Annotated in this window: 8 protein-coding genes, 2 tRNA genes and 1 pseudogene; 4 read left to right on the forward strand and 7 right to left on the reverse strand. The window is 69.9% G+C overall.

Features of this window, described 5'->3' with window-relative positions; all coding sequences use genetic code 11:
* Nucleotides 1–168 precede the first annotated feature (168 nt).
* A tRNA-Lys gene (locus ACZ6ZQ_RS20695) sits at nt 169–242 on the forward strand.
* A 256-nt stretch (nt 243–498) separates the two neighbouring features.
* Here ACZ6ZQ_RS20695 and ACZ6ZQ_RS20700 read toward each other — a convergent pair.
* From ACZ6ZQ_RS20700 to ACZ6ZQ_RS20725, 6 genes and pseudogenes are all read right to left on the reverse strand, one after another.
* Nucleotides 499–660, reverse strand: a complete 162-nt coding sequence (locus ACZ6ZQ_RS20700; RefSeq protein ID WP_469769971.1) for a hypothetical protein — start codon at nt 658–660, stop codon at nt 499–501.
* 30 nt (nt 661–690) lie between these two features.
* A pseudogene (locus ACZ6ZQ_RS20705) lies at nt 691–795 on the reverse strand (amidohydrolase family protein); the annotation flags it as partial.
* A gap of 149 nt (nt 796–944) precedes the next feature.
* Nucleotides 945–2,552, reverse strand: coding sequence for an AMP-binding protein (locus ACZ6ZQ_RS20710; protein WP_469769972.1), 1,608 nt, complete (start codon nt 2,550–2,552; stop codon nt 945–947).
* Between the two features lie 119 nt (nt 2,553–2,671).
* Complete coding sequence (locus tag ACZ6ZQ_RS20715) at nt 2,672–3,259, reverse strand: lytic polysaccharide monooxygenase auxiliary activity family 9 protein (protein ID WP_469769973.1); 588 nt, start codon at nt 3,257–3,259, stop codon at nt 2,672–2,674.
* Between the two features lie 123 nt (nt 3,260–3,382).
* Nucleotides 3,383–5,245 (reverse strand): SPFH domain-containing protein, encoded by a 1,863-nt coding sequence (locus ACZ6ZQ_RS20720; RefSeq protein ID WP_469769974.1) that lies wholly within the window; start codon nt 5,243–5,245, stop codon nt 3,383–3,385.
* Complete coding sequence (locus ACZ6ZQ_RS20725) at nt 5,242–6,828, reverse strand: peptidoglycan-binding protein (RefSeq protein ID WP_469769975.1); 1,587 nt, start codon at nt 6,826–6,828, stop codon at nt 5,242–5,244. Before ACZ6ZQ_RS20725 ends, ACZ6ZQ_RS20720 begins: the two co-directional genes overlap by 4 nt.
* A 153-nt stretch (nt 6,829–6,981) precedes the next feature.
* Between ACZ6ZQ_RS20725 and ACZ6ZQ_RS20730 the strand changes: the two genes are divergently transcribed.
* From ACZ6ZQ_RS20730 to glxA, 3 genes are all read left to right on the forward strand, one after another.
* A tRNA-Lys gene (locus ACZ6ZQ_RS20730) sits at nt 6,982–7,055 on the forward strand.
* A gap of 596 nt (nt 7,056–7,651) precedes the next feature.
* Nucleotides 7,652–9,589 (forward strand): glycosyltransferase family 2 protein, encoded by a 1,938-nt coding sequence (locus ACZ6ZQ_RS20735; RefSeq protein WP_469769976.1) that lies wholly within the window; start codon nt 7,652–7,654, stop codon nt 9,587–9,589.
* Nucleotides 9,586–11,538: a radical copper oxidase GlxA gene (glxA, locus tag ACZ6ZQ_RS20740; protein ID WP_469769977.1), complete on the forward strand. Its 1,953-nt coding sequence runs from the start codon at nt 9,586–9,588 to the stop codon at nt 11,536–11,538. Before ACZ6ZQ_RS20735 ends, glxA begins: the two co-directional genes overlap by 4 nt.
* 251 nt (nt 11,539–11,789) lie before the next feature.
* Here glxA and ACZ6ZQ_RS20745 read toward each other — a convergent pair whose 3' ends face one another.
* Complete coding sequence (locus ACZ6ZQ_RS20745; RefSeq protein WP_469769978.1) at nt 11,790–12,791, reverse strand: glycoside hydrolase family 6 protein; 1,002 nt, start codon at nt 12,789–12,791, stop codon at nt 11,790–11,792.
* Nucleotides 12,792–12,994 lie beyond the last annotated feature (203 nt).

The raw sequence follows: 12,994 nt of genomic DNA on the forward strand, positions 1-12,994 counted from the left end.
CGGCTCCGGTGGTGCTGTCGCTGGCGCTCTAGGTCCGGTGGAGCAGGCCCTCGGGGCCGTCGGGCGGGCCGGCGGCCGGGCCTGGTCCGGGGTGGTCAGGAGCACCTCCCGGGACCAGGTAGTATTACTTCTGTCGTCAGCCGCTGAGAGCGGCAGGAACGGCAGCCCGCGCCGCTAGCTCAGTTGGTTAGAGCAGCTGACTCTTAATCAGCGGGTCCGGGGTTCGAGTCCCTGGCGGCGCACAACCTCACGAGAGGCCCTCGCAACTGCGAGGGCCTCTCGTCATTCTCCGCCACTCAGCCGGTGTCTGCCGCCTAGGCCCTGTCCGGGCGATCTTGTCGGGCCCGCGACGCCGGCTACGGCACCTCGCTGCGTTGTCGGAGTCGCCCAAGTACACCCAGTACGAGGGCGATCCTCCGCCTTGCGATGCACCACATCCGACGCCGCGGCCTGTTCCTCGAAGATCGCCCGGACAGGACCTAGCCGGTCACCCGCCGCTCAGCCGCAGCAGCCGTCGCGGCGCATCTGCTCGGCGACCGCGCGCCACTGCGCCGACTCTGCGCCCGTCCGTACCGAGGACCGCCGCCGGCCGGGACCGACGTAGGGCTCCTCCAGCGTCTTGCGGTCATGAATCCGGCCGCCGACCGTGACCTGTGTCACCTTCGCCAGATCGTCGATGCCGGTGAGCGGGTCCCCGGCGACGATCGTCAGATCCGCGAGCTTGCCCGGCTCGACCGTGCCCAGGTCCCGCTCTGCGCCGAAGACCCGGGCCGCGTTCGCCGTGGCCGTCAGCAGCGCCTCCGCCGGAAGGCGAAGAAGGAGGAGCGCCGGTCTGTACGGGGCCGTTCTGGCCGGGCAGCCCGGTGAGGCGGGTCAGCCGGCCGTCAAGGACGCCGACGGTCCAGAGATGCGGTAGGGGCTGCCTGAGAGGGCCGCTGTCCGGCTCAGCGGTCCAGCACGTCGCGGCGTCCGTGGTGTTCGTACCGGCGGAGCAGCTCGGCCGTGTCCCGCGAGGTCAGGGTGCGGTAGGCGGCGGCGCCCGGCGGGCGCCACCACACCGGGTCCGGGCAGCGGAAGGCCTCGCGGCGCAGGGCGGCGCGGTGGATCTTGTTGGTGGCGGTGAGCGGGAGGCGGGGGACGATACGGACGAAGCGGGGCGGCATCTTGGTGCCGAGGTCGGGCTGGGCGGCGAGGAAGGACGCGAAGGCGGAGGGGTCGAAGACGGTGCCTTCGCGGAGTGCCAGTGCGCACATCACCTGGTCGCCGGCGACCGGGTCGGGGACGGCGTAGACCGCTACGCCCGCCGCGGCCTCCCAGCGGGCCAGGATGTTCTCGATGACCGCGGCGGCGAGGTTCTCGCTGTCGACCCGCAGGCGGTCGTCACCGCGGCCCGCGAAGTACAGGAAGCCGTCGGGGTCACGGAAGAACAGGTCGCCGGTCCAGTACCAGCCTCCGCGCCGCCGGTCGGCGTCGGCACCGGGGTTGCGCCAGTAGCCTTCGAACGGGTTGCGGCCCCGGTTGACCAGCTCGCCTATCGCGCGGTCGCCGTTGAGCAGGCGGCCCTCGCCCGAGAACCGCGCCGCCTCGCACTCCTCGCCGCTCGACGGGTCCACCACCGCGAGGTCGTCCCCGGGCGCGGCACGCCCGATCGCGCCGCGCGGTGTGTCCGGGGTGCGCTGGATCGCCGCGCCGCCCTCCGAGGAGCCGTACCCCTCCACCAGCCGCACCCCGAAGCGGGCCTCGAAGCGGGCGGCGTCCACCGCCCCCGCCTCCGTACCGAAACCGAGCCGCAGCGGATGGTCGCGGTCGTCGGGGCGCTCGGGCGTGGCGAGCAGATACTGCACGGCGCGCCCGACGTAGGTGAAGTACGTGGCGCCGTAGGCCCGTACGTCGTCGAGGAACCCGGACGCCGAGAAGCGGCGCCGCAGGGCGACCGAGGCCCCGGCCACGAGCGCGGGTGCCCAGTCCGCGATCACGGCGTTCCCGTGGAACATGGGCATGCAGATGTAGTGCACGTCCTCCGGTCGCACTCCGAAGTGGCCGACGAGTGACTCCCCCGCCGCCGCGAGCCGCCCCTGGCTGCAGATCGCGGCCTTGGGCGCACCGGTCGAGCCGGAGGTGAAGTAGAGCAGCAACCGACTGCCGGGCCGCACGGCGGAGACGGTCGCCTCGCCGGGCTTCGCGCCCTCGTACGGCGCGAGGAGGTCGGCGTAGGCGTCGCTGTCGGTCACCAGCACCCGCACGCCCGGCAGTTCGAGACCGTCGAGCAGGGGAAGGTGCGCGCGCTCGGTGACCAGCACCCGGCAGTCGGTGTGCAGGATGTCGCGGGCCAGTTCGGCGCCGCGGCGGGTCGGGTTGATGCCGGCGACGGCGGCCCCGGCGAGGGCCGCCGCGCTGAGCCAGAGCGGGAATTCGGCGGTGTTGTCGAGCAGGATTCCGAGGTGCGGCTCGGCTCCCCGGGGAAGCAGCTCCGTGAGCAGCGCGGCCCGCGCGGCGGCGCCCGCGGCGACCTGGTGGTGGCTGAGGACCAGGTCCTCCTGTCTCAGCCCCACGCGACGGTCGCCCCATTGGCGCTGTACGAGCTCCGCGACGGTCGTAGCGCTCGTGGCACCTGCCCTTCCCTATGCCCTTCCCATGACGCCCATGGCGCCGCACGGTAACTGACTAGCCGTCAGAACTGAACGTCCGAGCAGGCGTAGAAGGCGTTCGGGGTGTCATTGATGGTCCACACCGCCAGGATCAGATGGCGGCCGGACTTCGACGGGAGAGTGCCGGAGTGGCTGAGCGTGGTCGGCGGCCGCTGGCCGTTGTAGGGAATGGTCAGGAACGGCTGCGGGTCCAGGGCCGCCCGGGTGAGCGGCTGGCTCGGGTTCCAGCCGTTCCTGGTGATGTAGTACTTGAAGTCGGTCGTCGCGTGATTGGCCGTGAACTGCCACCGGAAGGTGTAGTTCTGGCCCGACGAAACCTTGGTCGTGGGCCATGCACCGCCGCGCGGGTCGTCGAGCTGCGCGAAGCGGCTGTTGCCGCCGGCGCAGATCCTTCCGTCGGCAGGACCCGCCGCCGGGAAGCCCTTGGGGCCCTCGACGCTCTGGGGTTCCCACTGGATCTCACCACAGTTGGTGACCGTGCCGTTGGCACAGAGTTTCTGACGGCTGATCGGGGAGTCGGTGTAGCCGTGGCTGCTGGCACTGCCGGTGGCGAGCAGGGACGTGCCCGCCACCACGAGGCCGACCATGGCCGCGCCTATTCGCTTTCGCATCCTGTCGCTCCTGGAGAACGTGGGGGAGTTCTGTGAGCCGTGCTGCGCGCTTGTGCGGTCGTGCGGATTCCGGTCTAGACCAAGTCCCAGATTATTGACGAACGTTGAACATGTCCAGACCAATCACGAGACCTCCGCACCGCCCGCTCTGGCAGTGCAGAACGCGACGGTGAGGTCCCGTACCAGTGCCTTCCGCTCGTAGTCGTCGAGTTCCACGAGGCCTCGCCTGGTGAGCCGCTGGACGGTGTCGTCCACGGCGTCCACCACCGAGGTGAGCACGGTGTCGCGCTGCTCGGCCTCGATCACGGCGATACGACGGCGGCGCATCGCGGCGGCGACCTCGGGCGCGTACTCGATACGCGTCGGCTGCGCGGAGAAGACGTCGATGCCGACCGGGGCACACTCCGCCGACAGGGTCTTCGTCAGCGAGTCACCGACGGCTTCGGCGTTGCGCAGAGTGGGGATCGGCCCGGAGAAGCCCGAGGTGGCGGGATCCTGGAAGGTGTCGGCGGGGAGCTGGGACAGCACCCGGGCCGTCGCCGCCTCCACCTGCTCCCGCAGATACGCCTCGTGGTCGGCGACACCAAGCACGGCGCGGGCCGTGTCCCGGATCCGCCACACCACGAGGACGACCACCTGCAGCGCCGTACCGTTCGCGTCGACCGCGGGCATCGGCTCGCTGCGCCAGTGTCGCAGCCGCACGTCGACCCTGCGACGCAGCAGCAGCGGACTGACCCACATCAGACCGGTGCGCCGCACACTCCCCCGGTACTCGCCGTACAGCGTCAGCACCCAGGCATGGCCGGCCCGGCCACGGCCGAGCCCGCCCAGCGAGAAGAGCACGAACGTCACGCCGAGCGCGAGCAGCGCCCACTGGCCGAACCCGAGTGCGCGGTACGGCCGTTCGGCCAGCCCGAACAGCTCGGTCAGCTCCCCGGGGAAGCCCCCGGCCCAGTGCAGCACGGCCGCGCATCCGGTCATGGCGGCGACCCCGGTGAGCAGGGCCGCCCAGCCGGGCAGGACCGGTCCCGGCCGTTCGTTCAGCCGTGGGTCCGCGGGCGGTGCGGGCCGCCGGCTGGGCGCGACGACGGTCGTCGCGGCCCGTCGTCCGGTGGGCAGGGACACCCGCGCCATCGCGATGGTGTCGGGTCCCCCGTCACCTCCGTCCGCCCTGCCGGCCTTGCCGGCCCAGTCGGCCCATTCGCCGCCGTCGGCGGAGCTGTCGGCCGGCCCGGCGTCGGTGCCGTCGGGAGTCCTGGCGGAATCACGGAAGAGCAGATGCACGGGGATCGACCCGGTGGTCTCACTCCCGATCACGACAGCCCGCCGCCCGCCCACCCCGCTGAGCTGCCGCTCGAAGACACTGGGCCCCGGCACGCCGTCGTTCACACCGGCGGCCCGCAGATCGCCGGCCTCCGTCTTGGCCTCTGTGTCGGCCTCGTCCTCGGTGTCGGCCGCGGTTTCGGTTTCGGCTTCGGTTTCGGCTGCGGCCTTGGTCTCGGTCCTGGTCTCGGTCAGGGGCTTGGTCAGCAGCTCGGTCCTGGTCAGGGGCTCGGTCGCGCCGACGGCCTCCTCGGCGACCCCGACACCGACCCTGGCGTCGGCGTCGGCGTTCCCTCCTGGGCAGGGCAGCCCGGCTTCCACATCGGCGCCCGCCTGACCCGCGAGCACGCCGTACACGCCGACGGCGGCGTACGGCCCGCGCGCGTACGCATCCGACGGAACGTCAAGCGGGTCGAGCGGGTATAGCGAGTCGAGTGCATCGAAGGCCTCGGACGGACCGCCGGAGCCGGCGGAGTCACCGGAACCGGTCGGATCGCCGGGCGCGCCCGAGGCCGGAAGTCCCGCCTGGTGCACGGAGACCGACGCGGCTCTGAGCCGGGTGAGCGGGAGGGACGGACGCGGAGGGTCCTCGGAGTAGGGAGTCGTGGGAGTCACCGGAGCCGCCTCCTCGCGGGATTGGTGCGCATCGAGGTCGTGGTTCATGAGAAGAGCCGCCGCCATGTCTCGGGGCCGGGGTAGCCGTCGGCCGCTCCGCCGCGCCAGCCCTGGGCGCGCTGGAACGCCTCGACGCCGCGGCGGTCCGCCTCGGTCCAGTGCCGGCTGGGAGGCGATGTGTAGTGCTGGCCGAAGCCCCGCTTCACCAGCTGCCGGCCGAGCTTCTCGACGTACGGGTTCGACTGGCCGGGGCGGAAGTGCGCGCGCCCCGGGTATCCCGGTACGGAAACGGCCGGTCCGGCCGCCGGCACGCGCGGGACGTTCCCGCTCGCGCCGTTCACGAGCCGGCGCCAGGTGTCCAGTCCGGGCAGACCGTCCGCCTCCGTGCCCGTCCAGCCCTGCGCACGCTGGAACTCCTGCGTCGCCCGCCGGTCCGCCTCGCTCCAGCGCAGTCCCGGCCCGGATGTGTAGTGCTTGCCGTAGCCCCGCTCCACGAGCAACCTCCCGAGCTGGTTGACGTACGTGTTCTCGGTGCCGGGCCCGAACAGGCCCGCACCCGGGAACGGGGCCGGGAGCGTGCTCGGGGCCGGGAGCGTGCTCGGGGGCGGGAGCGTGCCCGGGATCGGGGGCGGGACCGTGCCCGGGATCGGGGGCGGGAACAGGTCCGGGAGCGCGCCCGGGCTCTGCGCGTTCACGGTGGTGTCGTCCGTGAGCTCCTTGTAGCGGTAGGCCACATAGCGGTCGGAGTTGCTCCAGTACGCCATCGGCGTGACCCGCTGCTGAGCGTGCGGCTTCGCCTGTTCGTAGGCGAAGTAGTGGGTGTGCGTGTAGTCCGTCCAGCCGCCGAAGATCGTGACGTGCGACCCGTTGGACGGATTGTCCGTGTTGTGGAACAGCAGGATGTCACCGGGCTGCAGATCCTTGCGGTCGATCCGCACACCGAACTGGGCCAGGCTTCCGGTCCATTCGTTGCCCGGCAGATTCCACGCCATCGAGACGAAGCCCGAGCAGTCCTGCCGGTAACCGTCCGACCAGTACTTGCTCATCGAGTACGGAACCTTGGCGTCCACCCAGAGCTTGGCGCGGCTCATGATGTCGGCGCGCGCCATTTTGCGCAGGTTCGACGCCCCGGCCTGGCCGGGGGCCGGGCGGCCGTGCAGGGGCTCCTGTCCACCCTGCGGGGTCTCCGGCTCCGGTTCCTTGGCCTGCTCGGGTTCCTTGGCAGACTCCGGTTCCTTGGCCTGCTCGGATTCCTTGGCCGGCTCCGGCTCCGGTTGTTTCTGCGCCCCCTTCTCCGGCCCCTCCTCCGGGCCCTTCTCCGGCTCCTTCTCCACGGCGGGCCCCTTTGGCCGGACCGCGGCCGCAGGGCCGGTTGTCGCCGGTGCTGCCGCTTCGGGTTCCGCGGGTGGGGAGCCGTTGTCCCCCGGGGGAGCCAGCGCGCTCGCTGCCCCGCCGCTCAGCACCGCTCCCGCCGCGGTGACCAGCACGAGAACGCGGCGGGCACCGCGCGCGGCGGGGTGCCCGCCGGCCGCCACCGGCAGCGCGCGGGCCAGGGCCCGCCGCTGCTGGGCGCAGCCGGAGCAGGCGCAGTCGGCAGCGGGCTCGTACTCCTCGAACACCGGAACGCTCATCCGTTGCCCCTCCACACTCACCAGACTCATTCGTCATGACAAAATGCATTTTGACGGAGCAAAGATAAAAAACGACCATCCGACAGGCCGGAACATGCAAGGAAATGGTCGGGAGCACCCGCGGAGGTCGGGTAAACTTCTCCAGGTCAGCAGGCGCCGCTAGCTCAGTTGGTTAGAGCAGCTGACTCTTAATCAGCGGGTCCGGGGTTCGAGTCCCTGGCGGCGCACTAGCGATTAGGTCGCTGACCTGGGCGTTCTCGGTTTCCGAGGACGCCCTTTCGCGTTTGCCCGGGATAGACTCGACCTCACCCGTACGCGTCAACCCGTCGCAGGGGCACCGGACAAGCTAGCGTCCAGCACGCCCGGACAGTTCGTCCGAGGGCGTTGGACGTTGGATGTTGGGCGACGTCGGGCTCCACAGTTGCCTCCGCTGCCACAACACGACCCATGGGTTCAACGCTTCGCGCCATGGAGGGTCACGGCCCGGCGCGGGTCCGCCCGTCCGGGCGTCCTTGCGATCACGGCCCCTCTCCGAGAACCTGTTCTTGAGTCCGCCGCCCCCCATGGGAGGGCGACGGACTCAAGCAGTTACCACTTGGGGGAGTTCGAGCGGGATTCTCCGGTTGCTTCGACCACGGGGTGGGGGCCCCGTTCACGAACGGATGTCGCGACCGGCATCATGCAACCGGAAGGCCACCGTTTCTTGTCTACGGGGACGGCGGCCTGCCATTGATGCGTCCGGGACGGCTGGCCAAGGGGAGCCCCGGTCCGGACCACATGACCGAACGATCACGCAGCCAGCAGGCGTGCGGGGGGATGACTCATGACGTCGACGCCGAACGGCGCCCGGCAGCAGGACAACGACCCTTCCCGGACCACTCAGCTTCGGGTTCCCCGGCAGCTCATGACGGGAGGGCACCGGCTGCGCCCCAAGAAGGCGCTGCCACGGTACGACTACGAGCACTACAGCCGGCTCGCCGGCCCGCTCACCCAGCCCGATCCTTCGAAACCGTACAAGGTGCAGTACCGCTCCCTGCTCTCGCAGGAGCCGCACCGCATCCGGGCCGCGCTGCTCCTCGGCGCCGCGCCGCTCGTCTCGCTGGGCCTCTTCGCCTGGCTGATGCAGCCGCAGCACTGGACCGAGCGCGACCCGAACCTCAAGAACGACCTTCTTCTGTGGCTCGACGTCGTCATGCTCGTCTCGATCGGCCTGATCGAGCTCTTCCGCACGATGAACGTGCTGTCGAACGCGCACGCGACGCTGGTCGCCCGTGACCCCGTCCCGGTCGTGCCGGAGTCCGGCACCCGGGTCGCCTTCCTCACCTCCTTCGTGCCGGGCAAGGAGCCCCTGGAGATGGTGACGAAGACGCTGGAGGCCGCGGTCAGGATCCGGCACCGCGGGCTCATGCACGTGTGGCTGCTCGACGAGGGCGACGACCCGGCGGTCAAGGAAGTCTGCGCCCGCCTCGGGGTCCACCACTTCTCCCGCAAGGGCGTCGCCAAGTGGAACCAGGCGAAGGGCCCCCACCGGGCCAAGACCAAGCACGGCAACTACAACGCCTGGCTGGAAGCCCACGGCGGCAACTACGACTTCTTCGCGTCCGTCGACACCGACCACGTACCGCTGCCGAACTATCTGGAGCGGATGCTCGGATACTTCCGCGACCCGGACGTCGGCTTCGTCATCGGTCCGCAGGTCTACGGCAACTACGACACGTTCGTCACCAAGGCCGCCGAGTCCCAGCAGTTCCTCTTCCACGCGCTGATCCAGCGCGCGGGCAACCGCTACGGCGCACCCATGTTCGTCGGCACCTCCAACGCCGTGCGGATCTCCGCGCTCAAGCAGATCGGCGGTCTGTACGACTCGATCACCGAGGACATGGCGACGGGCTTCGAGATCCACCGCCACCGCAACCCCGAGACCGGCAACAAGTGGCGCTCCGTCTACACCCCGGACGTACTGGCCGTGGGTGAGGGCCCGACCGCCTGGACCGACTTCTTCACCCAGCAGCTGCGTTGGTCGCGCGGTACGTACGAGACGATCCTCAAGCAGTACTGGAAGGGCTTCGGGACGCTGCCGCCCGGCAAGCTCTTCAACTACACGATGATGATCATCTTCTACCCGATGTCCGCCCTCAACTGGATCCTGGCGGCGCTGAGCTGCGCCCTGTTCCTGGGCATGGGCGCCTCGGGTGTGCAGATCGACCCGGCGATATGGATGATGCTGTACGGCAACGCCTCGGCGCTGCAGATCGGCCTCTACATCTGGAACCGCCGCCACAACGTCTCACCGCACGAGCCGGAGGGCTCGGGCGGCCTCGCCGGCATGGTGATGTCCGCGCTCTCCGCGCCGATCTACGCCCGCTCGCTGATGGACGCCGTACTGCGCCGCAAGAGCAGCTTCGTGGTGACCCCCAAGGGCGACTCGTCCAGCCCGGACACCCTCTTCGGCACCTTCCGCATCCACCTCTTCTTCATCCTCATCTTCGGCGGCTCGCTCGGCTCCTCGTTCTACTTCGGGCACGACCACCCCGCGATGATCACCTGGGCCACTCTGGCCCTGCTGATCACGGCGGCACCCATCTTCGCCTGGCGGCACGGTATCCGTGAGGAGAAGAAGAAGCGGAAGGGGCGGCGTCGCGCCCCGCGCGGCGGGGCCCCCGAGCCGGTGCCGCCGGCCGCCCATGAGCCGCAGCAGAAGCCCAATTGGGCCCCCGCCGACCAGACCATGCAGATCGCCCTTGGGGGACGTAAGAAATGAGCGCACTTCCCGTCCGGCCGAACTACCGAAAGAACCGGGCCCGGCGGATCCTGATAGGCGTGGCGGTCGTGGCGGTGATCGCCGGGTTCAACGGGCCGGCCCTTTATCGGTACGGCTCGGAGCAGTACCACGAGTACACGATCAACAAGCCCGAGTACAAAGCCGAGAACGGCCACTGGGACTTCCTCGACGTCCCCTCCGAATACAAGATCAACACGATTCACGCGGCCCTGCTGCACACCGGCAAGGTGCTGCTCATCGCCGGCTCCGGCAACAACCAGAAGAACTTCGACGCGAAGAAGTTCGAATCGGTGCTGTGGGACCCCAAGACCAATGACTTCAAGCTGATACCGACACCCAAGGACATGTTCTGCGCGGGGCACACCCAGCTGCCCGACGGGAAGCTGCTGGTCGCGGGCGGCACCAAGCGGTACGAGAAGCTCCAGGGTGATGTCACCAAGGCCGGCGGCCTGATGATCGTCCACAACGAGGACCCTGACAAGCCGATCACCCTGCCCGCGGGCACGAGGTTCACGGGCAAGGAGAACGGCAAGACGTTCGTCTCCAGGGACCCGGTGCTGGTCGAGAAGGCGAAGAAGGTCTTCGACCCGCAGACCGGCCGGTTCCTGCGGACCGAGGCGGGCCTGGGCCGCATCTATGTCGAGGCCGAGGAGTCCGGGAAGGCGTACGAGACCGGCACCGAGGACAACTACCGGGTGCACGGCCTCAAGGGCTCCGACAGCCGCAATGTCTACGGCATCGCGCAGAAGCTCGCCCTCGACAAGAAGGACTTCCAGGGCATCAAGGAGGCCTACGAGTTCGACCCGGTCGCGGAGAAGTACATCACCGTCGACCCGATGAACGAGGCCCGCTGGTACCCGACGCTCACCACGCTCAAGGACGGCAAGGTCCTCTCCCTCTCCGGTCTGGACGAGATCGGGCAGATCGTCCCCGGCAAGGACGAGATCTACGACCCGAAGACGAAGAAGTGGGAGTACACGGGGATCGAGCGCCGCTTCCCGACGTACCCGGCGATCTTCCTGTTGGACAACGGGAAGCTCTTCTACTCGGGTTCGAACGCCGGATACGGTCCGGCCAACGTCGGCCGGGACCCGGGCGTCTGGGACCTGGAGTCCAACAAGTTCAAGAAGATCCCCGGGCTGAGCGACCCGGACCAGATGGAGACCTCCGCGACGGTCATGCTGCCGCCCGCCCAGGACCAGCGGTTCATGGTCATCGGCGGAGGCGGGGTCGGCGAGTCCGAGAAGTCCAGCGAGAAGTCCCGGCTGGTCGACCTCAAGGACCCCAGCCCCCGCTTCAAGGACGGCGCTTCGCTGGACAAGGGCACCCGCTACCCGAGCGCTTCGCTGCTGCCCGACGACAGTGTGCTGGTCACCGGCGGCTCCGAGGACTACCGCGGGCGCGGCGGCTCCAACGTCCTGGAGGCGAGGACGTACGACCCGAAGTCGGGCACGTACAAGCGGGTGGCCGACCCGCGGGTGGGCCGCAACTACCACTCGGGGTCGGTGCTGCTGCCCGACGGCCGGGTGATGATCTTCGGCTCCGACTCGCTCTTCGCCGACGACGCCAACACCAAGCCGGGCGTCTTCGAGCAGCGGATCGAGATCTACACGCCGCCGTATCTCTACCGTGACGCCCGGCCCGAGATCGGCCAAGGCCCGAAGAAGATCAAGCGAGGTGGCTCGGGCTCGTATCTGAGCCCGCAGGCGGCGAAGCTCAGGACGGCCAAGCTGATGCGGCCCAGCGCGGTCACGCATGTCACCGATGTCGACCAGCGTTCCATCGCGCTGAACATGACGAAGACGGCGGACGGTTTCCAGGTCACCGTGCCGAAGAACCGCTCCCTGGTGCCGTCGGGCTGGTACATGCTGTTCGTCACGGACGACAAGGGCACGCCCTCGGAGGGCGTGTGGGTGGAGGTGCCGTAGGGGGACGGGGGCTCTGCCCCCGAACCCCCGCGCCTCACACTCCCCCTGCGCCCCTGCGGGCGTGGGGGACCCCCGGCGGGGCTGGATTTCGGGGCTCCGCCCCGGAGTTCAGCCCCGTCGGCGTTCGAAGGCACGGCCGCCGAAGGCCGTGGAGCAGTCTGGAGGCTTGCTCCCCGCGCGGCGGAGCCGCAATTCGACACAGCCGGGAAGGGGCGGGGAGGGGGAAGCCCGCCCGCGGGCGCCCCGGACGCCTACTTCGTGTTGCGGGCGAGCTCCAGCGCGTACTCCGGGTACCAGTCGCCGGCCTTCGGGCCACCCTTGCAGTCGCCGTCCGACTCCCCCGGCCGCTTCACCCACAGATACGCGTCGACGAGCGGATCGCCGGTCTTCGTCGTGGGCGCCTCACCGAGCGCGCGGCCCGGCGGGTTGCACCAGTTCTCCTTCGGATCGCCCTGCGTGTACGGCCCGTTGCCGTTGCGGCTGGTGTCGATCACGAAGTGCTTGCCGCCGACCTTCGGCGAGAGCTTGTGGCCGAAGTCCTTGCTGGCCTGGGTGGTCTGGAAGTTGGAGACGTTGACCGCGAATCCGTCGGCCTTCTCGATGCCCGCCCGGGCGAGTGGCTCGGGCAGGGAGTCGGGGTTGGCCCAGCCGGCGTTGCCCGCGTCCAGATAGACCTTCGTCGCGGGCTGCCGCTTGAGCCGCTCGATGGCGCCCTTCAGCAGGTCGAACCGCTCCTCGTGGAACTCGCCCGGCGTGCATCCGTCCACCAGGTGCAGTACGGCGTCGGGCTCCAGGACGACCGTGGCCCGGCGGTCGCCGATGCCCTTGGCGACCTTGTCGATCCACTCCCGGTACGCATTGCCGTCCGCGGCGCCGCCCTTGGAGAACTGTCCGCAGTCCCGGTGCGGAATGTTGTAGAGGACCAGCAGGGCGTCCCGGTCGGCCTTGGTCGCCGCCTCCGTGTACCCCTTCGCCTCGCCCTCCGGATTGTCCGGGCCGATCCACTGGCCCATCGGCTGCCGGGCGATCTTCTTGATCAGCTCGGCGTTCTTGTCGTCACCGTCGTCGAGATACGTGGCCACCTGCTTCGACGCGCTCCCCTCGGGGTTGACCCAGTACGGGTCCGTCCCCTTGGGCTGCTGGGCCACCGACTTGTCCCCGTCGCCGTCCGGGGTGGAACACCCCGCCACCAGCAGCGCGGCCCCCACCGCGACCGCAGCCCAGCGGGCACGCCCGACATAACTGCCGTACATCCACTCCCCCTTGGTGCACTGTTCTGCCGTGTCAGGGCCGTCCCCCCAAGGCGCCCCGCTCACGGACAAGACCGGCCGAAACCATCCTGACACACGGCTCCGGGCGGCCACGAGGCAACGAGGGCTTCCAGGCGGGGCCGGGCCGGCCTGGTCCGGCCCGGTCCGGTCCGTCCGGTCGAGGCCACCGCATGCCGGGAGTCCCG

The organism is Streptomyces sp. NPDC053673 (genome assembly GCF_055585225.1).